Below are 24,311 nucleotides of genomic sequence, written 5' to 3' on the forward strand. Positions count from 1 at the left end.
ACGGCACCGACACCGCACCGACACGGCGCCGCTCACTACGCTTGCCGGCATGTACGTGCCCGCGCATTTCGCCGCCCCGTCCGACACCGCCGTGCACGAGCTGCTGTCCAACGCCGGCGCGAGTGACCTGGTCACCTGGGACGGCCAGGGCATGGTGGCCACCACGCTGCCGCTGCTGTTCCACGCGCCCGGCTCCCTGCTCGGCCACGTGGCGCGCAACAACACCCAGTGGCGGCACACCGCCGGCGAGGCGCTCGTCATCGTCCGCGGCCCCGACGCGTACGTGTCGCCGTCGTCGTACGCCACGAAACGCGAACACGGCCGGGTCGTGCCGACCTGGAACTACATCACCGCCCACGTCTACGGCACGCTGATCGCCCACGACGACCCCGCGTGGACCGAGGACCTCGTGCGCCGCCTCACCGACCGCCACGAGTCGGACCGCCCGGCCCCGTGGTCCGTCGACGACGCGCCCCGTCCCTTCATCGAGGGCCAGCTCCGCGCCATCGTCGGCATCGAGCTCGCGATCACCCGCATCGAGGCGAAGTGGAAGCTCAGCCAGAACCGCAGCGCCGAGGACATCGCCGGGGTCAGCGCCGCCCTGCACGCCGGCACCGCCACCGAACGAGCCGTCGCCGCGGCGATGGACCCCGCCTGATCCTGACCGGCGTCTCCGCCGGGGGCTCAGCCGATGCGCTCGACCACGTTGCCGTCGCTGTCGCGGATGAGGGACTGGCGGACCTCGACGATCAGGCCGGGGGCCTCCGGCACGGGGGACACGCCGGCCAGGGGGACCAGGACGCCGGTCAGGTGGTCCAGCGCCTCATCGGTGAGGACGATGCGAAGCGTGTGGGAGTCGTTGGCCTCGCCGAGGCCGTAGCTGCCCGACGAGAACTCGACGCTGCTGTCCGGACCGCTGACGACCAGGGTGCGGCCGAAGCGGAGCCGGCCGCGCAGGATCGCGGCGATGCGCTCGACCGCGTGGGCGCCGACGATCAGGCGATACCCGTCGCCGTCAGGCAGCCAGGCGAACTCGGCGACCGCCAGGCTGCCGGTCGAGGAACCGTAACGGCGGCGGCCGGCGGCGACCTTGTCGGCGAAGTCGCGGATCTCCGTGAACGACGTGCGCCGCAGGTCGGTGACGAACAGCGGCGCGTACGCCGCGGCGAGCTTGAGCACCGCCTCCACGCTCCACGTCTGGGTCGCCGCGTACTCGCCCAGCGTCAGACCGAACACCTGCAGGAACCGCACCCTGCCGAAGGGCGAGTCGATGGTGCCGAGCTCGGGGTCCTCGACGAACGCGACGGCGCGGATCGGCGTCTGGTACCCCAGCGCGATCGGCCCGTTGAGATCCATCTGATGGTTGGCCGCGAACCCGTTGCCGCTGCTGAAGTTGTACCTGGCAAGGTTCTGCAGGAAGTTGGCGGCCCAGATGGGCGGCTCCGTCTCACCCGGCGCCCGCCGCACCCGGAACGTGAACTCGTAACCCCAGCCGGACCACTCGGCGTCAGGATTCGGCGCCGAGTAGAGCTCGCTCATGCCGTAACTGACGATGTGCCAGTGCGGGACCGGCGTCTCACGGGCGTAGAAACTGATCCCGTCGAGCGGATCCGGGCCGCCGAGCGACCATTTCAGCAGCGTGGCGTAGTGCTTGGGCTCGACGCCGGGGTAGAGGCGTTCGAGCGCGGCGTCGATGGCGTCCCAGCCGGGTGCTTCGGAGGTCACCAGCCGACCTAACCACAGTTCGGAAATCCTTCAACCCTTGCTGGGACTAGGGTTGGGGCATGGGTCGTACCATCGCGACAAACACAGACGTGGATCGCTCCGCACTGATCGACTTCCTCTCCAGCAGACACCGGGCGTTGGTCATCACCACCCGGGCCGACGGCCGGCCGCAGGCCTCACCGGTCACCAGCGGCGTCGACGCCGAGGGACGCATCGTCATCTCGACATATCCGGAGCGCGCGAAGATCCGCAACGCCCGCCGCGACAGCCGCGTCTCGGTCGTCGTGCTCTCCGACGAGTGGAACGGGCCCTGGGTCCAGGTCGACGGGGTGGCCGAGGTGCTGGACCTGCCCGAGGCGTTGGAGCCGCTGGTGGAGTACTTCCGCTGCATCTCCGGCGAGCACCCCGACTGGGACGAATACCGCGAGGCGATGCGCCAGCAGGGCAAGTCCCTGCTGCGGATCACCATCGAGTCGTGGGGCCCGATCGCCACAGGCGGATTCCCCGCGCGGCTGGCCTAGTCGGACGGCTTACTCAGACGGCCTGGTCAGACGGCGTGCGTGTCGACGGCGGTCAGGCCGTCGGCGAGGACGGTGAGCGCCTCTTCGGGGCGACGCATCGAGGTCAGCAGGTCGGCCAGGTCGAGCGAGAGCTGGGCAAGTTCCCGCCGCGGCCCGGTCCTGCGAAGGACAGCGATCGCGGCGCGCAGATGCCCCTCAGCCGCCCCGAGATCACCGGCGTCCTGACTCAGCAGCGCATGCACGCGATGCGCCCGCCCCCGCCGAACCTCAGCCGCCGTCGCCCCACCACCGCGCCCGCCGTCCTTGTTCGTGTCGCGTGTCGCAGGGGCGTTGTTGGCGTCGCCGGTGCCGCGTCTGCTGTAGTCGCCGCCGGGTTGGGTCTGGCCGCTGTCTATGCCGGTGACGTCGCCGCCCGCGGAGCCAGTGGGCGCGTCGGCGTGGCCGTCGATCTGCTGGAGCAGGGCGCGCGCCGTCGACGGGTCGCCCAGCGCGCGATGCACCTCCGCCAGGTCCACCAACGCGTCCAGCGCCGCCGGCCCCGCCGACCTGTCCCGCGCCGCCGTCAGATCCGTCAACGCCCCCGCCAGGTCGCCCCTGGAAAGCCGCGCCCGCGCCCGGATCCGATAAGCCCCCGCGATCTCGTCCGCCAGCCACGCCTCCAGCCGGGCCGAAGAAGCCACCGCCAGTGCCGCCCGCGCTTCCGGCAGGTGGCTCGACGCGGCCAGCACGCGAGCCGTCGCCACCTGCGCGGCGACCACCCCGCCGGCAGGCCCGGCCAGCGCCAGCGCCGTCTCCGCGGCCGGTGTCGGGTCCTCGCCCAGGTCGTGCTGGCACAGCGCCAGCAGCGCGTGGATCGCCAGCGTCGCGGCCGGATCCGGCAGCCCCGCCCGCCGCAGCTCGTCGCGGAACCCGGTCAGCAGATACGCCGCATACCCCGGGTCTCCCTGCAGCCGGGCGCACAGGGCGAGCCCGGCGACGGCCGGCGCCCGCAGGTGGGCGAGCGTCGGCGGAATGAGCCGGCGGGCCCGGTCGAAGCAGGCGACGGCGTCGTCGGGCGCGCCGGCCGCCAGGCGCAGGCGGCCCAGCACGACCTCGGCCGTCGCGCGCCGGACGCTGTGCTCGGCCGGGTCGGCGGCGCGTTGCTCATACCAGAGCGGGGGGCGCACCTCCTCCAGCAGGTCGATCTCGATGGACAGGGCGTCGCCGGGGTGGCGGCCGGTGGTGAGCTGCGTGACGTCGACGGACAGGCGGGCGGCGAAGTGGGCGAGGGCGTCGCTGGACGGGACGCGGTGACCGTTTTCGACGGAGGAGACATAGGCGGCGGTGTAGTTGGGCTCGGCGAGGTCGCGCTGCGTCAGCCCCTTGCCGGTGCGCAGGGCCAGGATCCTGCCCCCGACGTCAGCGGCCGTCACAGGGAGCCCGCCTCGGGCAGGCGCGCGGCGGCGAGAAGGCCTCGCCGGAAGCTCTCCGCCGCGCCCTCGACGTTACCCCCGGCCCGCCGCTCCTCGCCCAGCAAGCGGCTCGTCGTCACAAGCTCGGCAACCAGCCCTGACTCCGCGTAACGATCAGCCGCCCTGCTGAGCAGTTGATCGGCGTCCGGTGAGCCGGGAGTGCGGGCACCGGCGATCCGGCCGAGGATCCGGTCCGCCTCGGCCATGCACTCCTGGTGGCGGGTGCGGTGGCAGATGCCGGCGGCCTCCGTCGCGAGCCGCTCCGCCTCGCCCAGGTCGCCGTCGAGCCGCAGTGCCTCGGCGAGCTCGAGCGTCGCACCGGCGAGGTCCTGCACCGCGCCGACCTCGAGCAGGATCGTCCGGGCCTGTTCGAAGCGGCCGGCGGCCTCGCGGACCCGCCCGACGCGCCGCAGCACGTACCCGTGCGCCCACTGGCAGATGCCGATCTCCCGGGTGAGCCCGAGCGAGGTGTAGATGGCGAGGGCCTCGCCGAGGAGCCGCTCGGTGTCGGCGAGGTCGTGGTCGCGGCGCAGCTGGGCGACGGTGACGCTGAACTGCGCGAGCCATTCGCGGTTGCGCACCCGGGGCAGGAGCGGCAGGGCCTCCCGTTCGAGGCGGCGGGCGCGCTCCCGCCAGTCCAGCTCCAGGAACGTGTACACCAGCGCGCTCGTCAACCGGACCAGCGCGTCGGGATCGGGGTCCGTCGCCGCGCGGACGGCGCGCAGCTCGGTCTCCAGCAGCGCGATGGCGTCGCCGGTGGCGCCGGTGATCTGCAGGCAGTAGGCCTCCCGCGCGACCACGGCGGCCCGCAGGGTGACCTCGTCGTCCCCGAGCAGGGTTTTCGCCGTCCTGTACTGCTCGATCGCCGCACCCACGTCGCCGGTGTGCAGGGCGACGTCCCCAGTCAGGTGGACGGCCCGGCACTGCAGCTCGGGCAGCGCGTACCGCCGGGCTTGCAACGCCACGGAGGACGCCTTCGCGGCCGCCTCGGCGGTGCGCCCGCGGGACAGCTCACGGCGTGCCTCGGCGAGCACGTCGGACAGCGTGCCGGCGACGTCGGCGGGCCGGCCGTGCCGCAGGTCGCCGGGGTCGACGCCGAGCGCGCCCGCGATGTGGGCGAGGGTCTCATCCGTCGGGACGCGGACGCCTGCCTCGATCGCGGCCAGGAACGCGCGCGTGTACCGCGGCTCCGCCAGATCCCGCTGCGTCAGCCCGCGGTCGAGGCGCAGCCGCTTGATCCGCGCACCGAGCGGCTCGTCGTCCGTCACCGCGTCACCTTCCCACATCAGCTGCGTATTGACAGCCGACTGTACGAGTCCTAGCGTTCACGCAACAACGACGGTAACTGGAGTTAATTGACCAGTTGCGCACCTGATGCCAGCACCCCCAACCGCACGCCTCCGGGAAGGAACTGCGATGCGCAGAACTGCCCTCGTGCTGTCCGTCACCGTGACCGCCGCCCTGGTCACGACCGGCGTACTCACCCACAACGCACTGGCGGCGGCCGATCCCGCCGCCGCGCCACCGGCGGGCATCGCCCCCGCCGTCTTCACCGCCATGCAGCGTGACCTGCGCCTGACCCCCGCGCAGGTCCGCGACCGGCTGACCCTCGACCAGCGCGCGGCGACCACCCAACAGGTCCTGCGCAAGACCCTCGGCGCCGGCTACGGCGGGACCTGGGTCAGCGCCGACGGCCGCACCGTCACCGTCGGCATCACCGACCGCACCCAGGAGGCGAGCGTCCGCAACCTCGGCGCGACCCCGACCCTGGTCAGCCGCGGCGAGGCACAGCTCGACGCCGTCGTCGCCCGGCTCGACCGGCACTCGGCGTCCGCGCCGCGCACCGTCAAGGGCTGGTATGCGGACCTGCCCACCAACACCGTCGTCGTCCTCGGCTCCGGCGCCTCGGGCTTCCTGGCGGTGGCCGCCGTCGACCCCGCCTCGGTTCGCGTCGAGGCGACCAGCGAGGACCCGAAGCCGTACATCGACGTGGTCGGCGGCAACGCGTACTACATCGGCAGTGGGACCAGGTGCTCGGTCGGCTTCTCCGTCAACGGCGGCTTCGTCTCCGCCGGCCACTGCGGCACCACCGGCGCCCGCACGACCACGCCGAGCGGCACGTTCCGCGGGTCGAGCTTCCCCGGTAACGACTACTCGTGGGTCCAGGTCGACGCCGGCAACACCCCGCGCGGCCTGGTGAACAACTACAGCGGCGGCACGGTCGCCGTGGCCGGCTCGACCGAGGCGGCGGTCGGCGCGTCCGTCTGCCGCTCCGGCTCCACCACCGGCTGGCGCTGCGGCACGATCCAGCAGAAGAACGCGTCCGTCACGTACTCGCAGGGCACCGTGACCGGGCTCGTGCGCTCCAACGCGTGCGCCGAGCCGGGCGACTCCGGCGGCTCGTGGCTGTCCGGCAGCCAGGCGCAGGGCGTGACCTCCGGCGGATCAGGCAACTGCACGTCCGGCGGCACGATGTACTACCAGCCCGTCAACGAGATCCTCCAGGCGTACGGGCTGACCCTGGTCACCTCGGGTGGCGGCCCGAGCCCCACCGCGACGGCCACGACGACCCCGCCGCAGGGCGGAACGTGGGCGCCGAACACCGTCTACGCGACCGGCGCGACCGTCACCTACGGCGGCCGGTCCTACCGCTGCCTGCAAGGCCACACCTCGCAGGTCGGCTGGGAGCCGCCGAACGTCCCGGCGCTGTGGTCATGACACCGGCTTAGTTCGCGGGAATGGGGAGGAGCGGGCCCGACAGCGTCGTCGGGCCCGCTCCGCGGTCCTGCAGCTTCGTGCGTACCTCACCCGCCTTCGGGTGCGCGAGCACGTCCAACGTCCGTAACGACCGCGTCCACGCGGCCCGCGCCTTGTCCCACCGTCCCGTGGCGGCCCAGGTGTCACCGAGCCGGATCGACGCGTCGGCCTCGTTGAACCGGTCGCCCTGCTCGGCGTACCGCAGCAGCGCGTCCTGATAGCGCTCGATCGCCTGGTCGTGCTCGCCGAGCCGGTGGTGGATGTAGCCCAGACTGTCCAGCGTCGCCGCGACCCCGGGCGCGTCGCCGAGCGCCCGCTGCAGCTCAAGGGCCTCCTCGCAGCACTCCAGGGCCAGGTCGTTGTGCCCGAGCCGGGCGTGGTGCCAGCCCACCGAGTTGAGCGCCCTGGCCTGGCCGACCGGGTCGTCCGCCAGCCGGAAGAGCTCCAGCGCCAGCTCGTCGTGCGCGACCGCCTCCGCGAACCTGTCCTGCGTCTCCAACAGCCACGCCAGCGCGTGCACGCACCGCGCCGCCCCGGCATGGTCGGCCAGCTCGACGAACAGGTCGAACGCCACCCGCAGATGCCGCCGCGCCTCCTCGTGCCGGCCGCTGCGGATGCACCCGCCGGACAGGCCGCGATGCGCCAGCGCCAGCGCCGCCCGGTCCCCGAGCCGCTCGGCCGCACCGACGGCGGCCCGCTGCGTGGCGATCCAGTCCCCCCAGTGCCCGCCCCGGTCGAGATGATCAGCCATCGCCCAGGCCAGCCGCCACGCCTCCCGGTCCAGCCCGCCGGCCACCGCGAGCTGCACGGTCGCGATCAGCGCCGGCCGCTGCTCCTCGAACCACGCCGCCGCCCACGCCCAGCTCTCCGGCGTCGCCCGCGGCCTGGCGAGCCGCTGCCCGGCCGTGTTCCGCGACGGGTCGAGCGCCAGCGCCGCGGCCGTCGCCACCTCGACGTAATGCGCGACCAGACGCCCCCGCGCGGCGGCCCGCTCCACCGCGGTCTCGACGCCCCGGGCGAGGTCCGCCGCATACGCACGCAGCAGGTCGTGCATCCCGAACCGCCCCGGCCGCGCCTCGATCACCAGCTGCGCCCGCACGAGCTCGGCCATCATCGGCCGCACCTCGCCCGGCGGCAGATCCGCCAGCGCCGCCGCGGCCTCGATCCCCAGCTGCGGGCTGGGATGCAGCCCGCTCAGCCTGAACAGGCGTTGCGTCTGCTCATCGAGGCGTTGGTACGACCAGGAGAACACCGTCTCGACGTCGGCCTTCGGATCGTCGGACCGCAACGCGTCGAGCCGGCTGTGTGCGCCGGTGAGATCCGCGGCGATCGCGGCGAGACTGAAGTCCGGATGCAGCGCCGCCCGCGCCGCGACGACGGACAGCGCCAGCGGCAGCCGCGCGCACGCCGCGACGATCGCCTCGACCGCCTCCGGCTCCCGATCCGTCCGTCCAGCGCCGATCCGCCCGGCGAGCAGCGCCCTCGCGTCGCCGGCGTCGAGCAGGTCGAGCGTCACCGGGTACGCCCCGTCGGCACTCACCAGATCCGTGAGCTCCGCCCTGCTCGTGACCAGCGCCAGCGCCGCCCCGGTCCCCGGCAGCAGCGGCCTGACCTGCGCCTCCGCCGAGGCGTTGTCCAGCACGATCAGCATCCTCTTGTCCCGCACGAGCTGCCGGTACAGCCGGGCCCGCGCTCCCCCCTCGGCCGGCACCTGCGCGGGCGGTACACCCAGCAACCCCAACGCGACACCGAGCGCGTCGAACGGGCTGACCGGATCGCTGCCGCTCGACCCGCGCAGGTCCAGGAACAGCTGCCCGTCTGGGAACTGCCCGGCGACCCGATGCGCCCAGTGCACGGCGAGCGCCGTCTTGCCCACCCCCGCGGTCCCCGACACCACGATCGGCCGCCGGCGCCTGGCGAGCAGCTCGTCGAGGTGGTCGAGCTGCCCCTTCCGCCCGGCGAACATCCCCAGGTCCGCCGGCAGCTGCCGCGGCGGATCCGGCTCGGCCGGCTCTTTGTCCAGGTCCTTGTCGCGGCGCGGCTCCTCGCCTCGCGACGCCGCTCGCAGGTCCTCGCCCCGCGACGCTGCCCGCAGCTCCTCGACCCGGTCGCGCGCGGCGGCCAGGGCCCGCTGCTCGCCGGGGGTCGCCCCGAGCAGCCGCACCAGGTCGTCGAACCGGTCCGTCGGCGGCAACACCCGCCCGGCAAGGTATTCCCCGACGATCCCGTGCGACCACCCGGTCCTCGCCGCGATCCGCCGGTACGTCAGCCGCGGCCGCCCCTCCCGCCCGGACTGCCGCAGCCGCAGATCCCGCAGGAGCCGGGCAAGCTGCTCCATGGTGCCGACCGTCGCCGCGTCCTCGCGCATGTCGTCCACTACTGCGATTCCTAACGTCCCGCCCGTGCCGCGAATGCCAGTGTCCCCCGCCTCCGCAACCACCACCCCCTGCTATCACCCGGAAGTGCCACACTCGTATACGTCGATCTCGACCGAACCGGGCGAACCCACCCACCTGACCCGGCCGCTCTCCCCCCCACCCGGGTGGTGCAGTGATCAACGTCATTCCCCAGCGACGCCCCCATTCATGCCTCCCGGGACCGCCGCCGCACCGAAGCCGCGTCCACACCCGCTCGGACGGACCCGCCGCGAAACGACCTCGGGCGCCGTCCCACCCCGGCGTCCTTGATGGAACCTGAGCTGCCGAACCGCCCGGCGTGACGGACCTCGATCGCCCGTGCGGCCGGTGTCGCGTGATGCGGCGGAGGCCGCGCCTACGCCGGTGGTGCCGCCCGGCGTGACGGACTTCGATCTGCCGACCGCGCGTGGGATCGCCCCGCGCCCTCAGGAGCAGTGCCCCCTGGATCGCGCCCGGTGCGGCGACCTCGGTGGCCTCGGGTGGCGTCCGGGTTGCAGTGCCGTCTGGATTGCCATGCCGTCCGGGTCGGGCCGTGGCGGCGTGGTTGTTGTGACGGCAGATTCGCTACGGCGGCCGATGTTGCGGAGGGAGGACCGCGACGGTGCACGAGCATTGCCCGGTGTCGCGTGGTGCAGTGGGGGCCCGATTTGCCGGTGTGGTTGGGATCGCCCGGCGCCTCCAAGGGCGGAGGACGGTCCTGATGGCACCCGGTGTCGGCCGGGTGCGGTTGCCTCGGTGACGTCCGGGTTGCCGTGGCGCCTGGTGTTGCGCAGCGCGTCGAACCGCGATGTTGTCTGATGTTGCCCGGTGCGATCAGGCGCGGTGGCCCTGGATTGCGCCCGGTGTTCGCTGGGCGCGGTGGCCTTGGTGCCGGCCGGATTGTCGTGGCGTCCTGGTTGCGGTGCCGACCAGGGCTGCGGTGCCGGGCCTGGTTTGTGGTGCCGGGCCGGGTTGCCGTGGTGCTGGTGCCGCGTAGCGCGCCGGACCGAGATGGAGCGCCGGACCGAGATGGAGCCGAGCGTTGCCCGGTGCTGCCCGGTGCTGCCCGGTGCTGCCCGGGTTTGCGCGTAGCCGCTCGCCACGGTGCGGACGGGAGCGCCACGGCGCCGAAGGGTGAGCAGCAGCGTCGGCCTGCGCCCCCACCGATCCGCGAGCACGCCGCCGAGTGGGGTGACCCAGCCCGGCGAAGGCAGTGGCGGACCCGGGTCACTGCAGGCGGCGGATCTCCCGAGGCAGCCCGCGCATCCAAGCCCGCAGCAGCGGAGTGACCGTGCGTGTCAGCGGGCTGGGTGGGGCGTCGTCGATGGGGGAGGTGAGGTGGTCGCCGGCGAAGACGAACGGGTCGATGAGCGGGGTCGGGCGGTGGCGGTCGTGGGTGTCGCTGCGCTCCAGGGCGTCCTCGACCAGGGTGCGGAAGTCGGCGGGTGCGACGTCCTCGCGGATGGCGCGGATGGCCTCGTGGAGGTGGCGGCGGACGCCGAACTGCTGCTCGTGGGCGGGGGAGCCGACGCCGACGAGGAAGGTCAGGTAGGTGCGGGTGAGGCGGCCGTCGGCGCGGTCGAGATAGCACTCGACGGAGCGGGTCCAGCCGGCGCGGGAGACGGAGAAGCCCAGGCCGACCGTGGTGCCGTCGGCGGCGAGGAGGCGGTGGCAGCCACCGGCTCGCTGGGGGCCGGCGAGCTCGGGGGACCACACCGGGCGGCGGGCGCCGGCGGCGACCATGCGCTCGACGGCGGCGGCCGCGGCTGCCGAGACCCGGCCGCCGGCGACGCTGCCCAGGCCGAGGACGACGGCGGGAGCCATCGGGGTGGTGGCGCGCTCGAAGCTGGGCAGGACGTCGGAGAGCAGGACCGCCTCGAGGGTGCCGCCGGCGGTGACGTGGGCCATGGGGTCGCCGATGGTGAGGGCGGCCATGGACACGAAGGCGGCGCCGGCGAACTCGGCGTCGGTGGGGTCGTCGTCGGGGACGAGCGCCGCCGGGCCGCCGAGGATGCGCCGCAGGAGGGGGTCGACGTCGCCGACGACCGCGGCGAACAGGCCCGGTGGGCCGGCCGCGGTCGAAGGCGCGCGCCGGTGCGGCGTGCGGCGGTGGACGGACTGCTGGCGGTGCCTGCGCTTGTGGCTACGACCACGACTCCCCGGACCCATGCCTGCAGTCTGCACCCACCCCCCGACAAAAAATCGGCGTACACACCGTCAATACGTGCCCGGACCAGCGGAAAGAAAAATCATGAGAGTTGGATCAGCAGCGCCGCGAGGTCGGACGGGCGGCTGAGCATGGCCCAGTGGCCGGTGGGGAGTTCGTGAACGCGGTAGTCGCTGCGGTCCAGGCCGGCGAAGAAGGGGTGGTCGCTGTCGATCATCTGATGGACGACCGCCAGCGGAAACGTGGTGCAGATCAGGTCGGTCGGCGGCTGGGCGGTGGACGAGAGCCGCAGCGGCGACAACGCGCTGGCCAGGGGGTGTGGCACGGCGCGCTGGAACATGGCGGGGGTCAGGCCGGCGAACTGCGCCGGATCGTCGGCCGGGTCGAACGACGGCGGCGGGATGAAGACGCCGTCGGTGTCGCCGGGGGGTGACACGTCGGCCTGCGCGACGCCGTCGGGCAGGGGGCCGCTGTCCACGTAGATCACCCGCGCGACCTTGACCCGATCGGCCGCACCGCGGACCGGCAGCCCGCCGTAGCTGTGCCCGACCAGTACCACCTCCGCGGCGTCGCCCACGGCGGCTGTCACCTGCGAGATGTGCGTGTCGAGGGTGGCGCCCGCGGAGAGGTCGAGGTCCAGCGCGGTCACGTCGTGGCCCGCGGCCCGTAGCGGCGCGGCGACCGCGTCCCAGGCCCAACCGCCGAGCCACATACCGGGAACCAGGATGAAGTGCGTCATGCCACGACCGTAGAACCGAAACCGGGCGGATCCCGCCCTGATAAAAAGAGCAGATGTCGACGGGCAAAGTCCTCGCGTTGCTGGAGCTGCTCCAGGCGCAGCCCGGCCTGACCGGCCCGGAGCTCGCCAGAAGGCTGGAGGTCGACGGCCGCACCGTGCGCAGGTACGCCACGACGCTCGTCGACCTCGGCGTGCCCGTACAGGCGGACCGCGGCCGATACGGTGGCTACCGGCTGATGCCCGGCTACAAGCTGCCGCCCCTGATGCTGACCGACGACGAGGCCGTGTCGGTGGTGTTCGGCCTGCTCACCGCCGCTCGGCAGGGCATGCCGGCGCCGGCGGCGCTCGCGAAGGTCGAGCGGGTCCTGCCGGCCAGGCTGAGGGAACGGGTCCAGGCGGTCCGCGAGACGCTCGGCTTCACGAACCTGGAGAAGACGGCGGTGATGCCGCCGGCCGGGCACCTGCTCACCCTCGGTGAGGCCACCCGCGCGCACCGGCGGGTCCGGGTCACCTACCGGTCGTGGAAGGACGAGGACACGGAGCGGGAGTTCGACCCGTACGGCGTCGTCGTCCACAACGGACGGTGGTACACGGCGGGCCACGACCATCGCAGCGGCGAGGTGCGCACGCTGCGGATCGACCGGATCCAGCGCATTACGGGCCTGGACGCGCACTTCACTCCGCCGGGGGACTTCGACCCTGTCGGGCACATCCTCAGCAGCCTCGCGGCGACACCCTTCCGGCACGAGGTCGAGGTGGTGCTCCGGGCCGAGCTCGCGGAGGTCGCCCAGCGCGTCCCGCCGGCGTTCGGCACCCTCGCCGTGCACCCCGGCGGGGTCCTGCTCACGTGCCGCGCCGAGCGCCTCGACGGGATGGCGCGGATGCTGGCCGGGCTCGGCTGGGACTTCACGATCGAGCGCCCCGACGCGCTACGGGAGGAGGTGACGGCCCTCGCGAGAAGGCTGGAGCGCAACGTCAGTCGTGGTTGAGGGCGGTGCTGAGCACCACCATCGCGACCAGGGAGCCGATCGTGAGCCAGACCAGCCGCCACGTGTAGCGGTGGCCGAAGTTGAGCGTCCACCCCGAGCCCTGCCGCTTCGGCACGAACATCGCCGGGTCGTCGGGGTTGACGTAGAAGCTGCCGCGCCACGCGCGTGGATCGGCGCTCATCCCGCGCCCGTCGCCGCCGTCGCGACGCTTCGGAGCCGGGACCGCGACGATCGCAAGGGCGAGGACGGCGACCATGAAGGCGATCGCGAGGAGCTCGGCCAAGGCTGCGTGGTTCACCATTCGAGCGTGCCACCGCTTGTCACGGTTCTTCAAGTGGAACGTGTCAGAAGGTGCGCCCGCTGCACGTCGTTGCCGGACAGGTCGGCCGCCCGGCGGAACGCCTCCCGCGCCTCCGGCTCCCGGCCGAGCCGCCGCAGCAGCTCGCCGCGGACGACGTGGAACACGTGGTAGCCGGGCAGGTCGAGGGCGTCGACGAGGTCCAGCGCGGCGGCCGGACCGGACACCTCGGCCACGGCCACCGCCCGGTTGAGCGCCACGACGGGTGACGGAGCAAGGTGCAGGAGCTGGTCGTACAGGCGGAGAACCTGCCGCCAGTCGGTGCCGGGTCCATCGGTGTGCACGGCGTTGATCGCGGCCTGCAGCTGATAGACACCGGGCCGGTCGAGGGTGAGGCACTGCCTGACGAGCAGGTGGCCTTCGGCGATGAGGCCGTCGTCCCACCGGCTGCGGTCCTGGTCGCGCAGCAGGACGAGCTCGCCGCCGGGACCGGTCCGTGCGGGGCGCCGCGCCTCGATGAGCAGCATCAGCGCGAGCAGGCCGGTGACCTCGGGCTCGGCGGGCATCAGGTCGTGCAACAGGCGGCCGAGCCGGATCGCCTCCGCGCACAGGTCCGCGCGGATCAGCTGTTCCCCGGAGCTCGCGGTGTACCCCTCGTTGAAGATCAGATAGATGACCGCGAGGACGGGCTGCAGTCGTTCGTGGAGCCGTTCGTCCGGTGGCACCCGGTAGGGGATCCCGGCGTCGCGGATCTTCTGTTTGGCCCGCACGACCCTTTGTGCGACGGTCTTCTCCGGTACGAGCAACGCGTGCGCGATCTCCGCGGTGCTGAGCCCGCCGAGCAGCCGGAGTGTCAGTGGCACCTGGGCGGTCATCGACAGTGCCGGATGGCAGCAGGTGAAGATCAGCCGGAGGAGGTCCGGCCCCTCCTCGGCGGGAGCGTGCAGCAGCGCCGCCTCCCGGTGCCGGTCCTCGCGCTTGGCCTCGCGGCGCAGCCGGTCTACGGCGCGGTTGCGGGCGGTGGTGATGATCCAGCCGGCGGGGCTCGGCGGCGGGCCCTGCGCGGCCCAGTGGGTGACCGCCGCGGCGAACGCCTCCTGCACCGCCTCCTCGGCGAGGTCGATGTCGCCGAGCATCCTGACCAGGACGGCGACCGCGCGCCCGTACTCCTGCCGGAACGCCGACTCGACGGGCGTCATCGAAACGGCCGGACCTCGATCGGCAGCCGGGTGGCGCGCATCGCCCTGCCCGCCCACTCGAGGGCCTCGTCGAGGTCGTCGACCGCGATGACGCAGATGCCGCCGAGGTGCTCCTTGCCCTCGGCGAACGGACCGTCACTGACGAGGTCCGGCCGCACGGTGGTCGCCGACGAGGGTGGCAGCAGCCCGCCGGAGAACACCCAGACGCCCGCGTCGCGCATCGCCAGGTCGAAGGCGGCGACGTCCGCGTTGATGACGGCCATCTCGTCCGGCGACGGCGGCTCGCCCTCGCTCGGTTCGATCACGCTGAGCAGGTACTGCGGCATGGTCACCTTTCTACCCGAGGGCCCACGTATTCTTTTCTGCGGCATCTTCACGGAAGGGGTTTCACGTGAGCAGCGAAACGCTGGAGTTTCAGGCCGAGACGCGGCAGCTCCTGCAATTGATGGTCCACTCGATCTACTCGAACAAGGACATCTTCCTGCGGGAACTGATCTCCAATGCATCCGATGCTCTGGACAAGCTTCGCCTCGAGTCGATGATCGACAAGGATCTGGAGGCCGACACCTCCGACCTGCACATCACGCTCGCGGTCTCGGCCGAGGACCGGACGCTGACCGTCCGGGACAACGGGATCGGGATGTCCCGCGACGACGTCATCCAGCTCATCGGCACGATCGCGAAGTCGGGCACGGCCGAGATGCTGCGCAAGATGCGCGAGTCGAAGGACGCCGCTGCGAAACAGGAGCTGATCGGGCAGTTCGGCGTCGGGTTCTACTCGACGTTCATGGTCGCCGACAAGGTCACGCTGGTGACCCGGCGGGCCGGCGAGACCGGCGGCACCCGCTGGGAGTCCACCGGCGAGGGTACGTATGAGATCGAGCCCGTCGAGGACGCGCCGCAGGGCACGTCCGTGACGCTGCACCTCAAGCCCGAGGACACCGACGACCAGCTGCACGACTACGCCGCGGACCACAAGATCCGCGAGATCGTCAAGCGCTACTCCGACTTCATCGCGTGGCCCATCCGCGTGGAGGGCAAGGACGAGCCGCTCAACTCGATGAAGGCGCTCTGGGCGCGGCCCCGCAGCGAGGTCAGCGACGAGGAGTACCACGAGTTCTACAAGCACGTCTCGCACGACTGGACCGACCCGCTCGAGACCATCCACATGAAGGCCGAGGGCACGTTCGAATACGAGGCCCTGCTCTTCATCCCGTCGCGGGCGCCGTTCGACCTGTTCAGCCGCGACGGCAAGCACGGCGTGCAGCTGTACGTGAAACGCGTCTTCATCATGGACGACTGCGAGGCGCTGACCCCGCAGTACCTGCGATTCGTCAAAGGTGTCGTCGACGCGCACGACCTGTCGCTCAACATCTCCCGTGAGATCCTGCAGCAGGACCGGCAGATCCAGGTGGTGCGCCGGCGACTCGTCAAGAAGGTCCTGTCGACGCTGACGGAGCTGCGGGAGTCCGAGAAGTACCGCACCTTCTGGGCCGAGTTCGGCCGGGCGCTCAAGGAAGGCCTGATCGACGACACCGACAACCGTGACACCCTGCTCGACCTGCTCCTCCTGCCGTCGACGGCGTCCAGCGAGCTGACCTCGCTGCGCGACTACGTGTCGCGGATGAAGGAGGACCAGAAGGACATCTACTTCATGACCGGCGAGTCGCGCGCGATGGTCGAGCACTCGCCGCACATGGAGGCATTCCTCGCCAAGGGCTACGAGGTGCTGATCCTCACCGACCCCGTCGACGAGGTGTGGGTCGAGCGGATCACCGAGTTCGACGGCCACCCGCTGCAGTCGATCGCCAAGGGTCAGGTCGACCTCGGCGCCTCGGAGACGCCCGCCGAGCAGCAGGAGGAGTTCGCGCCGCTGCTCACCTGGCTCGGCGAGCAGCTCGAGAGCGACGTGAAGGAGGTGCGGCTCTCCTCGCGGCTCACCACCTCGGCGGCGTGCATCGTCGGCGACGAGCACGACATCACGCCGACGCTGGAGAAGATGTACCGCGCGATGGGCCAGGAGATGCCGCACACCAAGCGGATCCTGGAGCTGAACCCGTCGCATCCGCTGGTGACGGGCCTGCGCTCGGCGCTCGCGGCCGGCGCCTCCGATCTCACGGAGACCGCGGAGCTGCTCTACGGCGTCGCGCTGCTCGCGGAGGGCGGGGAGCTGAAGGACCCGGCCCACTTCACCCGCCTGGTCGCCGACCGCCTGGCGCGGACGTTGTGATGGTCCTGGAGCCCGCGTAGCGGGTGGCCTGATCTGATCCGGCGGCGACGTGCCCGGGCGCGTCGCCGCCGCATCCAGCGACAATATCGAGCCTGATGAATGGTTTTGCCGGCCCGAAGGTGTTCCGAACTGCCTGAACGTGGCCGTCGGAAATTTTGTCGTACCGATGCTGTAGAACTACCGGCGTCAAGGATCATCCGACGCTGGAGGTCATGGCTGTGGACCCTGTGGATGCCGAGCGGCGCTCGGTGATGCCCATCATCCCGCCGGTGAAGCCCCGCAAGCTGGCCAAGGTGCCGTTCGTCGAGCTCGCCGACGGGCGGTTGCAGGGGGTCGTGTCGAGCGGCTCCGACGTGGAGCGGGTCTATGTCTCCTCGATCGGTGCCGGCAGCCACGGGCTGAGCTGCAGCACCAACAACAACCGGCCCTGCGGCGGGCTGCGCGGCTCCTATCCGTGCAAGCACCTGCAGGCGCTGCTCGACGAGGCGGTCCTGCAATATGGCGCCGACCGGGTCGCCCGCTATCTGCGCATCGAGGTCGAGCAGGGCGTGAGCCTGGCCACCGGGCTCCGCGCGCACCACGAGCCGTCCCCGGCGGCGACCGTGTTCAGCAGCTTCCTGCGGCACCTCGCTTATCTGGAGCTGCCCGACACCACGCTGCCCGTGCCCGAGCTGCACTGGTTCCCGTCGGTCGGGGCGGCCCGCTGATGCTTCCCACCCAGCTCAGCGCCCTCCTCGCCGACCCCGCCGCCGGGGTCGGCGAGGCACTGGACCTCGTCTCCTGCGTCGACCAGGGGCTCGTCGACGGACTGGCCCGCGTCGCACCGTCGGCGTTCGACGGCCTCGCCGACGCGTTCTCCGGCAGCCCGCTGCGCGACCGGGTCGCCGAGGCCGTCGGCAAGATCGCGGCGGGATCGATCTCCGACGAGCACCTGCTCGTGCTGGCCGGGGCCCGGTCGGCGCTGTTCGGTGCCGTCCACGACGGCCTGCTGAGCCAGGCCGACACGGCGCTCGGCCGCACCCGGCTGCCGTGGCCCGGCCGCGTGGGGGACGCCGCCACCGCCGGCAACCTGCTGGCGGGCAGCCGGTCCTGGCTGCGTGAGCTCGCCATCACCGGCTGGCGTGGCGTCGACCACGACCTGGTCACCGCCGCGGGGCAGATCATCGCCGCGGCCCTTGCCGAGCCGCGGCTGCGGCGCCTCGCGACCCTGCTCGACGGGCTCGCCGCCGAGCTGCGCGCGTGCAGCCCGATCGCGACGATGGACCGGCTGCCGGTCCGCCGCTGGGGCGACCTGTGGAGCCGCGCGATGCTCCTCACCCACGACGGCGGGCTGACCACCCCGTCCGAGCCGGTCACCGGCCGCCTGCTGCTGCTCGGCGCCGACGTCCACGAGCACGCCACCGCCGTGCAGGTCCAGATCCACGGCATCCTCGAGACGCCGGGCGCCCCGCGGCTGGTGCGCACCAGCGTCGCCGCACCCAAGGTCGACACCATTGTCGGCCCCGCCGTCTGGCGGCTGTTCGCGGCGCATCCGGTGCTGCTCGGCGCGCTCGCGGAGCGGCTCACCCTCGACGTCACCGACATGCCGCTGCTCGACAGCGGCGACCTCGTCTGGAGCGACGCGCGGGCCAAGGCCGGCCCGCAGGCGGACCCCTTCGCCACGGCCCGGGTCCTGCTGCCCACCGCCGCCGCACCCGCGGTGCCGCCGCTGGAGCGCCACCCGGCCCGCCTCGCCGAGCCCGTCCTCGTCGAGGGCTACAAGGCCACCGACGGCGCGTTCACGATCGGCGAGGCGACGATCGCCGTCGACACCACCCGGCTGCCGTCGTGCGGCCCGCTGACCCCGCAGCTCGTCGCCACCTCGCAGGCCTGCATCGGCCTGCTCCGCTGGGACGCCGGCGCCTGGTCGTTGCAGCCGATCGCGGTCCTCACCTCGGCCAAGCGCCAGTCCGTGGCCGTGCACACCACCGACTGGGCGCTCGGCCCCACCGACCCGAAGGTGGTCAAGGCGGCCGCGGCGGCGGGCGACGCGGTCGCCGTCCTGCGCGAGCGGGCCGGAAGGTTGCTGCGCAAATGAGCGACGAGAACCGCCGCCAGGTCCTCTACTGGCGCATGCTGGCCCGCGTCTTCGAGGCCGACGAGCAGCAGGCCCTGGAGTCGGCGAGCCTCGCCATCGTCGAGGACATCGGCCTGCCCGCGGCCCTGCTCGACCCGGGCGTCTCGGTCGACAACCTCGTCCAGCGCCACCCCGACCTCGCCACCGCCTTCGACGGCCTCATGACCCCCGCGGCAGACAACCCGGGCTCCGGCGGCACCGGCAGCAACGGCGGCGGCCCTGCCAACGGCGGCGGTGGCAACGGCGGTGCTTTCGGTCACGGCGGTGGTGGTGACCTCGCTAGCGGCGCTCCTGGCAGCGGCGGTGGGTCCAGCACCGTCACCGTCCACGCCGGCGGCAGCGGCGGTTCGCCCGGCGGCGGTTCGCCCGGCGGCGGTGTCGCCGGTGGGGACAGCCGCAGTGACGAGGTGCGGCGGGCCGCGCTGGTGTCGAAGCTGCTCATCAACGTGTTCGCCACCGGCAGCGGCAACGTGAGTGCCACCCAGCTGGCCAACTGGCAGGCCGACGCGGGTTGGTTCGAGCGGGCGCTCGGGATGGATCCGGGCGAGCTGCGCGGCAGGCCCAACTCGGGCGGCCTCGCCGGGGTGCTCGGCGGCCTCGAGGGTGACCTGGTCAAGCGGATGCACCTGCGCGAAGTGCTCGCCAACCCGGCCCTCGCCAAGCAGCTCACCCCGAGCATGTCGCTCATCGAGCAGCTGCTGCGGGACAAGGACAACCTGTCGGGCGTCGCGCTCGCCAACGCGAAGGCGCTGATCCGCAGGTTCGTGGACGAGGTCGCCGAGGTGCTGCGCACGCAGGTGCAGCAGAGCAGCGCCGGGGTCATCGACCGGTCGGTGCCGCCGAAGCGGGTCTACCGCAACCTCGACCTCGAGCGCACCATCTGGAAGAACCTGACCAACTGGAGCCCTGAGGACGAGCGGCTCTACGTGGACCGGCTCTTCTACAAGCAGACCGCGAAGCGCACGACGCCGGCGCGGCTCATCGTGGTGGTCGACCAGTCGGGCTCGATGGTGAACGCGATGGTCAACTGCACCATCCTCGCCTCGATCTTCGCCGGGCTGCCGAAGGTGGACGTGCATCTCATCGCGTATGACACGCGGGCGCTGGACCTGACGCCGTGGGTGCACGACCCGTTCGAGGTGCTGCTGCGCACCCGGCTCGGGGGCGGCACCGACGGCACGGTCGCCATGGCGCTCGCGCAGCCGAAGGTCGCCGACCCACGCAACACCGTCGTCGTGTGGATCTCGGACTTCTACGAGTCGCAGTCGCAGCCGCTGTTCGACTCGATGCAGGCGATGCACCGCTCAGGGGTCAAGTTCATCCCGGTCGGCTCCGTCAGCAGCGGCGGCCAGCAGAGCGTCAACCCGTGGTTCCGCCAGCGGTTCAAGGATCTCGGTGCGCCGGTGCTGTCCGGCCACATCCGCAAGCTCGTCACCGAACTCAAGAACTTCCTCGCATAGGAGACCGACATGACCGACGACATGCTGCGCGCCCCCGCCGAGGTCAAGTACGCCGAGGAGCTCGACTGGCTCGAGTCGATCGACGACGGGCCGAAGCCGTTCTCGTGGCGGCTCAGCCCCAAGATGGTCCGCCTGTTCGTGCTCGGTTCCGAGCGCGCCGACGGCCTCGACCGTGAGGTGTCGCAGAAGTGGTTCGGCGACAGGAGCTTCGTCGAGCGCAGCATCGTGACGCTCGCCTCCGACCGTGGCCTGCTGCTCATCGGCGACCCGGGCACCGGCAAGAGCTGGCTCGCCGAGCTGCTGTCCGCCGCGATCTCCCGCAACTCGACGCTCGTCGTGCAGGGCACCGCGGGCACCACCGAGGACCACATCAAGTATTCGTGGAACGTCTCGATGGTCATCGCGAAGGGCCAGTCCCGGGCGTCGATGATCCCGTCGCCGATCATGACGGCGATGGAGCGCGGCGTCATCGGCCGGTTCGAGGAGCTGACCCGCTCGACCAGCGACGTCCAGGACGCCCTGATCTCGATCCTGTCCGAGAAGTACGTGTCGATCCCCGAGCTCGACGACGACAACATCGTGTTCGCGCAGCCCGGCTTCTCGATCATCGCGACGGCCAACAGCCGCGACCGCGGGGTCAACGACCTGTCGTCGGCGCTGAAGCGGCGGTTCAACTTCGTGCGCATCCCGGTCGTGACCAACAAGCGCAGCGAGGCGGAGATCGTGCGGTTCCGCACGACCGAGCTGCTGCGGCGGCACCGCATCGAGCTCGACGTGCCGCCCAACCTGCTCGACATCCTGTTGCAGAGCTTCGCCGACCTGCGCACCGCGGCGGCGTCGGCGACCAGCGACGACGAGAAGCTCGAGTCGGCGCTGTCGACCGCCGAGCAGATCGGCGTGCTGGAGGACGCGATCCTGCACAGCACGTTCTTCGGCGACCGGACCCTGCGCGCCCAGACGCTCGCCGGTTCGCTGGTCGGCTCGCTCGCCCGGCGTACCCCGGAAGACCTCGCGATCCTGAACAAGTACTGGCACGGCGTGGTCGAGCCGCGCAGCAAGCAGGACGGTGGGGAGTGGCCGGCCTTCCTCGAGGGCGGCCGCGAGGCGATCGCCACCTTGTCATGAGTGAGCCGTTCGGGGCGCTGCGGCAGCAGCTCGTCGAGGCGGCGACCGCGTTCGCCGGCTCGCCGGGCGCCGTGCCCGGCATCCTCTCCGGGATCGTCGACGACGTCGACCGGGCGCTGCGCGAGGAGCTGGAGATCTTCCCGGTCTGCCACCACTCGCCGGCGTCCGCCCTCGCCATGGTCCGCAGGCTGCATGAGAAGCAGCCCACGGTGATCTACCTGGAGCTGTGCGAGGACCTCACCCCGCTGCTGACGGAGCTGCGCAACTGCCGGCTGCCGGTGGCGCTGCAGGCGTTCGCGTCCGACCTGGACACGTTCCCCAAGGACTGGGGGCCGCTCAGCGTCATCGCGCCCATCACCGAGGCGTCGGCCGAGTATCAGGCCATCGCCTATGCGCTGGACACGCCCGGCGTCGAGCTCGTGCTCGTCGACCGCTCCACCGACCACGTCTTCCAGTGGCAGCCGCGCACGGACAGCGCCGCGGCCGAGGGCGAGCCGGCGGACGCCGACGCGGCGGACGAGGACGACGCCGGGGCGCTGCACGGCGACGCGGTCGGCATCGAGATCGGCGACCTGCGGCCGCGCTTCGCCGAGCTCGAGGCGCACCTGCTGCACCACGGCAAGGTGCGGCACTGGTCGGAGTGGTGGGACCAGTATGTGGAGCAGCCGCTCGTCGACGCCGACTACGCGACGTACCGGCAGGTCATGGTGCTCATCGGCAGCCTCTTCCGGCGGCTGGCGCCCAGCAGCGCCGAGCGGGTCACCGTCGACGAGGACCGTGAGCGCTACATGTGGACCCGCATGCGGGAGCATCTCGCCACGTCCGGCGTCGACCGGGCCGACTGCCTGTACGTGTGCGGCGCCTTCCACGCGGCCAGCCGGGTCGAGCAGTTCGGCACCGGGCCGGACGCGGCGCCGTTCGAGATCACCCCGCGCACCGCGACGAAGTGGCTCTACGGTCTGATCCCGTCCAGCCACTCCGCCATCGAAGGCCAGTTCGGGCTCGCCTCGGGCTCGGTGTCGATCGCCGCGGCGACGTGGGCGAAGGCGGTCAGCCGGACGAAGCTCGCCACCTTCCAGCTGGAAGGCCAGCGGGGCAGCCGGAAGCGGGCCGCGCAGCCGGCCGCGGCGGCGGTCGGCGCCGCCCCGGTCGCCGACCAGCTGACCCAGTTCCTGGCCAGCCCGCCCGACCTGCACGGGTTCGACGAGGAGGAGCTGCTCGGCTGGTGCGTCGACATCGTCCGGCTGGCCCGCCGCAACGGCTACCTGGCCAGCACCGCGGACGCGATCGCCGTCTTCGAGACCTCGATCCTGCTCGCCGGGATGCGCAACCGGGCCCGGCCCACGCCGTACGACTTCCAGGACGCGGCGGTCACCTGCATCGAGAAGGACGTGACGCCGGGCAGGCGGGACGTGCGCCGGCTCTGCGAGATCCTGCTCGGCGGCGACCGCGTCGGCCAGGTCGGCTACGACGCCCTGCCGCCGCTGGCCCGCGACGTCTACGACCGGCTCACCCCGATCGGTCTCGACCTGCGCAAGAGCACGGTCCAGCGGGCACTGCTCGACCTCAACGGCCGGCCCGAGCTCGGGCCCTGCTCGCATCTGCTGTGGATGCTGCGGTACCTGCTACCCGACGGCGCCGTCCGGCCGATCATGGGCGCACGGCGGCTCGGCGAGCAGTCCATCCAGGAGAGCTGGGATCTTGCGATCGGCAGGCACCAGCGGTACATCATCGAACTCGGCTATGAGGGTGTCACCGTCGAGCAGGTCGTGGAGCGCAGGCTCCGGCGGTCCGTCTACGCACCCGACGCGACCGCGGCCGTCGCCCTGCGCGCGGTCGAGGACTCGATCCTGTTCCTCGGCAGCCGCAGGTTCACCGACGAGCTCGGCGCGCGGGCGGTCGAGCTGCTCGCCGCCGAGCGCACCGTCGACGACGCACCCGACGTCCTGCGCCGCATCCGCCGGCTCCTCGCGCACTACCGCGCCACCGAGCCGGAGCTGCCCGCGTGGTGCGGCTCGTTCGTCACCGCCGGCTACGCGCACTACTGCACCCTGCTGCCGACGGCGTTCGTGGACGACGAGACCGGCGTACGGCAGGTCGGCGCGATGCTCGGCTTCCTCTTCACCATGGAGGGCCTGGCGCTGTCGCTGGGCTGCGACCGGGCCCAGCTCGAGCTCGCCGTCCGGCAGTCACACCCCGAGTCGCCGGCGAAGGTCGCGCTGCTGTGGGCCGCGCAGCACCAGCTCGGCCTGCTGCCGCTGGCGGACCTGCGGGCCAGGTGCGCCGAGCTGCTGCGCAACCCGCTCGTCGTGCCGACGTTCCCGCAGTACCTGAGCGGCTTCGTCCAGGCGCTGGAGCCGGTGCCGAAGCTGGCCGCGTTCGTGGTCGAGGTGATGTCGGACGCGTTCGCGCACCTGCCCGACCCGGTCCTGCTGCCATGGCTCCCGACGCTCATCACGACGCTGCGCGACCAGGCGGGAGAGCTGGTCCCGCTCCTGATCCGCGAGGCGGGCCGCACCTTCCCCGCCACCCTGCCCGCCGTCGACGCCTGGGTCCCGCCATGGGCCGCCGGCGTGGGAGGACCGGGCGCCGCCGGGTCGGGCTCCAGGGCCGTCAGTGGCGCAGCCGGGGAGGGGTCCGAGCGGCGGGAAGCGGCGGTGCCGGTGATGCGGCTGCTGGCCGGGCACCCCTCGGCCTGCGACGCGGTCGCCGAACTGCTGGGAGTCGCCGGCGACGGTGCGGCCGGCCCCGGCTGGCTCGACCTCGATGTGCCCGTGGCAGCCTCCGGCACCGGGCAGTCCGCGGTGCGGAGCCTGCTCGCCGCCCACCCCGAGACGGCGGAAGCCTTGGAGGCGCTGCTGACGGTGGGATAGCCGCCGCGAGGCCAGGTGTTCCGCATGAGGGCAGGGTCCTTCATGCGGAACGCCGCCACGGGCGCCGCCACGACCAGGCCCGGCGGCCAGGCGCGGCACTCCGGCCGGGGCGGGAAGCGGCAGCGGGAAGCAGGCGGTGCCGAAGTAGCCGCGGCGCGGGCAGGCGGTGCCGGGGTAGCGGTTGTGGGGCCGGCTGGGGTTAGAGGTGGCCGCGTTGGCGGCTGGGCGGTGCCGGGGTGACGGCGGTGGAGGCCAGGCGGCGCAG

At 72.4% G+C, this 24,311-nt stretch carries 19 protein-coding genes; 10 read left to right on the forward strand and 9 right to left on the reverse strand.

The features are described 5' to 3' along the window. The first annotated feature begins 49 nt into the window (after positions 1–49). A complete protein-coding gene (locus ACZ6TV_RS02120; protein ID WP_465294361.1) occupies positions 50–658 on the forward strand; it encodes an FMN-binding negative transcriptional regulator in 609 nt (202 codons plus the stop codon). Positions 659–684: 26 nt separating this feature from the next. Here ACZ6TV_RS02120 and ACZ6TV_RS02125 read toward each other — a convergent pair whose 3' ends face one another. Next, positions 685–1,725 (reverse strand): suppressor of fused domain protein, encoded by a 1,041-nt coding sequence (locus tag ACZ6TV_RS02125; protein ID WP_465294363.1) that lies wholly within the window; start codon positions 1,723–1,725, stop codon positions 685–687. Positions 1,726–1,784: 59 nt separating this feature from the next. Here ACZ6TV_RS02125 and ACZ6TV_RS02130 point away from each other — a divergent pair, with 59 nt between their 5' ends. Then, positions 1,785–2,246 (forward strand): PPOX class F420-dependent oxidoreductase, encoded by a 462-nt coding sequence (locus ACZ6TV_RS02130; RefSeq protein WP_465294365.1) that lies wholly within the window; start codon positions 1,785–1,787, stop codon positions 2,244–2,246. 26 nt (positions 2,247–2,272) lie between these two features. On the opposite strand, the gene ACZ6TV_RS02135 is transcribed toward ACZ6TV_RS02130, so the two are convergent. Then, positions 2,273–3,658 (reverse strand): hypothetical protein, encoded by a 1,386-nt coding sequence (locus tag ACZ6TV_RS02135; protein WP_465294367.1) that lies wholly within the window; start codon positions 3,656–3,658, stop codon positions 2,273–2,275. Then, a complete protein-coding gene (locus ACZ6TV_RS02140; protein ID WP_465294369.1) occupies positions 3,655–4,965 on the reverse strand; it encodes a helix-turn-helix domain-containing protein in 1,311 nt (436 codons plus the stop codon). The genes ACZ6TV_RS02135 and ACZ6TV_RS02140 overlap by 4 nt, the downstream gene beginning before the upstream one ends. 148 nt (positions 4,966–5,113) lie before the next feature. Here ACZ6TV_RS02140 and ACZ6TV_RS02145 point away from each other — a divergent pair, with 148 nt between their 5' ends. Next, positions 5,114–6,415, forward strand: coding sequence for a carbohydrate-binding protein (locus ACZ6TV_RS02145; protein ID WP_465294371.1), 1,302 nt, complete (start codon positions 5,114–5,116; stop codon positions 6,413–6,415). A gap of 7 nt (positions 6,416–6,422) precedes the next feature. Here ACZ6TV_RS02145 and ACZ6TV_RS02150 read toward each other — a convergent pair whose 3' ends face one another. The 3 genes from ACZ6TV_RS02150 to ACZ6TV_RS02160 all read right to left on the reverse strand — a co-directional run bounded on the left by ACZ6TV_RS02150 (position 6,423) and on the right by ACZ6TV_RS02160 (position 11,756). After that, on the reverse strand, positions 6,423–8,822 hold the full coding sequence (locus tag ACZ6TV_RS02150; RefSeq protein WP_465294899.1) for an ATP-binding protein: 2,400 nt from the start codon (positions 8,820–8,822) through the stop codon (positions 6,423–6,425). A gap of 1,255 nt (positions 8,823–10,077) precedes the next feature. Continuing rightward, on the reverse strand, positions 10,078–11,019 hold the full coding sequence (locus ACZ6TV_RS02155) for a hypothetical protein (protein WP_465294373.1): 942 nt from the start codon (positions 11,017–11,019) through the stop codon (positions 10,078–10,080). A gap of 80 nt (positions 11,020–11,099) precedes the next feature. Further along, entirely contained in the window at positions 11,100–11,756 is a 657-nt protein-coding gene (locus tag ACZ6TV_RS02160; RefSeq protein WP_465294375.1) for an alpha/beta fold hydrolase, read from the reverse strand. A 53-nt stretch (positions 11,757–11,809) separates the two neighbouring features. On the opposite strand from ACZ6TV_RS02160, the gene ACZ6TV_RS02165 reads away from it, so the two are divergent. Continuing rightward, on the forward strand, positions 11,810–12,745 hold the full coding sequence (locus tag ACZ6TV_RS02165; RefSeq protein WP_465294377.1) for a helix-turn-helix transcriptional regulator: 936 nt from the start codon (positions 11,810–11,812) through the stop codon (positions 12,743–12,745). Here the strand turns inward: ACZ6TV_RS02165 and ACZ6TV_RS02170 are convergent. From ACZ6TV_RS02170 to ACZ6TV_RS02180, 3 genes are read right to left on the reverse strand one after another with little or no spacing between them, the layout of a single operon-like run. Beyond that, positions 12,732–13,043: a DUF5808 domain-containing protein gene (locus ACZ6TV_RS02170; RefSeq protein WP_465294379.1), complete on the reverse strand. Its 312-nt coding sequence runs from the start codon at positions 13,041–13,043 to the stop codon at positions 12,732–12,734. The genes ACZ6TV_RS02165 and ACZ6TV_RS02170 overlap by 14 nt on opposite strands. 32 nt (positions 13,044–13,075) lie before the next feature. Further along, positions 13,076–14,242: an RNA polymerase sigma factor gene (locus ACZ6TV_RS02175; RefSeq protein WP_465294381.1), complete on the reverse strand. Its 1,167-nt coding sequence runs from the start codon at positions 14,240–14,242 to the stop codon at positions 13,076–13,078. Next, complete coding sequence (locus ACZ6TV_RS02180; protein ID WP_465294383.1) at positions 14,239–14,568, reverse strand: YciI family protein; 330 nt, start codon at positions 14,566–14,568, stop codon at positions 14,239–14,241. Before ACZ6TV_RS02180 ends, ACZ6TV_RS02175 begins: the two co-directional genes overlap by 4 nt. A gap of 65 nt (positions 14,569–14,633) precedes the next feature. Here ACZ6TV_RS02180 and htpG point away from each other — a divergent pair, with 65 nt between their 5' ends. From htpG to ACZ6TV_RS02210, 6 genes are all read left to right on the forward strand, one after another. Then, on the forward strand, positions 14,634–16,472 hold the full coding sequence (gene htpG, locus ACZ6TV_RS02185) for a molecular chaperone HtpG (protein WP_465294385.1): 1,839 nt from the start codon (positions 14,634–14,636) through the stop codon (positions 16,470–16,472). A 248-nt stretch (positions 16,473–16,720) separates the two neighbouring features. Continuing rightward, the gene (locus ACZ6TV_RS02190) at positions 16,721–17,179 is read left to right on the forward strand and encodes a hypothetical protein (RefSeq protein ID WP_465294901.1); all 459 of its coding nucleotides are present in this window, start codon (positions 16,721–16,723) and stop codon (positions 17,177–17,179) included. After that, a complete protein-coding gene (locus ACZ6TV_RS02195; protein WP_465294387.1) occupies positions 17,179–18,549 on the forward strand; it encodes a hypothetical protein in 1,371 nt (456 codons plus the stop codon). Before ACZ6TV_RS02190 ends, ACZ6TV_RS02195 begins: the two co-directional genes overlap by 1 nt. Beyond that, the gene (locus ACZ6TV_RS02200; RefSeq protein ID WP_465294389.1) at positions 18,546–20,048 is read left to right on the forward strand and encodes a vWA domain-containing protein; all 1,503 of its coding nucleotides are present in this window, start codon (positions 18,546–18,548) and stop codon (positions 20,046–20,048) included. Before ACZ6TV_RS02195 ends, ACZ6TV_RS02200 begins: the two co-directional genes overlap by 4 nt. Positions 20,049–20,057: 9 nt before the next feature. Further along, the gene (locus tag ACZ6TV_RS02205) at positions 20,058–21,173 is read left to right on the forward strand and encodes an ATP-binding protein (protein ID WP_465294391.1); all 1,116 of its coding nucleotides are present in this window, start codon (positions 20,058–20,060) and stop codon (positions 21,171–21,173) included. Next, positions 21,170–24,046, forward strand: coding sequence for a DUF5682 family protein (locus tag ACZ6TV_RS02210; RefSeq protein WP_465294393.1), 2,877 nt, complete (start codon positions 21,170–21,172; stop codon positions 24,044–24,046). Before ACZ6TV_RS02205 ends, ACZ6TV_RS02210 begins: the two co-directional genes overlap by 4 nt. Positions 24,047–24,311: the final 265 nt, after the last annotated feature.

Source organism: Dactylosporangium sp. NPDC051087 (genome assembly GCF_055586325.1).

Bases quoted from the DNA above. Each gene is read 5' to 3' on its own strand.
- ACZ6TV_RS02120 (WP_465294361.1), top strand. From the start codon at position 50: ATGTACGTGCCCGCGCATTTCGCCGCCCCGTCCGACACCGCCGTGCAC.
- ACZ6TV_RS02130 (WP_465294365.1), top strand. From the start codon at position 1,785: ATGGGTCGTACCATCGCGACAAACACAGACGTGGATCGCTCCGCACTG.
- ACZ6TV_RS02145 (WP_465294371.1), top strand. From the start codon at position 5,114: ATGCGCAGAACTGCCCTCGTGCTGTCCGTCACCGTGACCGCCGCCCTG.
- ACZ6TV_RS02150 (WP_465294899.1), bottom strand. From the start codon at position 8,822: ATGCGCGAGGACGCGGCGACGGTCGGCACCATGGAGCAGCTTGCCCGG.
- ACZ6TV_RS02155 (WP_465294373.1), bottom strand. From the start codon at position 11,019: ATGGGTCCGGGGAGTCGTGGTCGTAGCCACAAGCGCAGGCACCGCCAG.
- ACZ6TV_RS02160 (WP_465294375.1), bottom strand. From the start codon at position 11,756: ATGACGCACTTCATCCTGGTTCCCGGTATGTGGCTCGGCGGTTGGGCC.
- ACZ6TV_RS02165 (WP_465294377.1), top strand. From the start codon at position 11,810: ATGTCGACGGGCAAAGTCCTCGCGTTGCTGGAGCTGCTCCAGGCGCAG.
- ACZ6TV_RS02175 (WP_465294381.1), bottom strand. From the start codon at position 14,242: ATGACGCCCGTCGAGTCGGCGTTCCGGCAGGAGTACGGGCGCGCGGTC.
- ACZ6TV_RS02180 (WP_465294383.1), bottom strand. From the start codon at position 14,568: ATGCCGCAGTACCTGCTCAGCGTGATCGAACCGAGCGAGGGCGAGCCG.
- ACZ6TV_RS02195 (WP_465294387.1), top strand. From the start codon at position 17,179: ATGCTTCCCACCCAGCTCAGCGCCCTCCTCGCCGACCCCGCCGCCGGG.
- ACZ6TV_RS02200 (WP_465294389.1), top strand. From the start codon at position 18,546: ATGAGCGACGAGAACCGCCGCCAGGTCCTCTACTGGCGCATGCTGGCC.
- ACZ6TV_RS02205 (WP_465294391.1), top strand. From the start codon at position 20,058: ATGACCGACGACATGCTGCGCGCCCCCGCCGAGGTCAAGTACGCCGAG.
- ACZ6TV_RS02210 (WP_465294393.1), top strand. From the start codon at position 21,170: ATGAGTGAGCCGTTCGGGGCGCTGCGGCAGCAGCTCGTCGAGGCGGCG.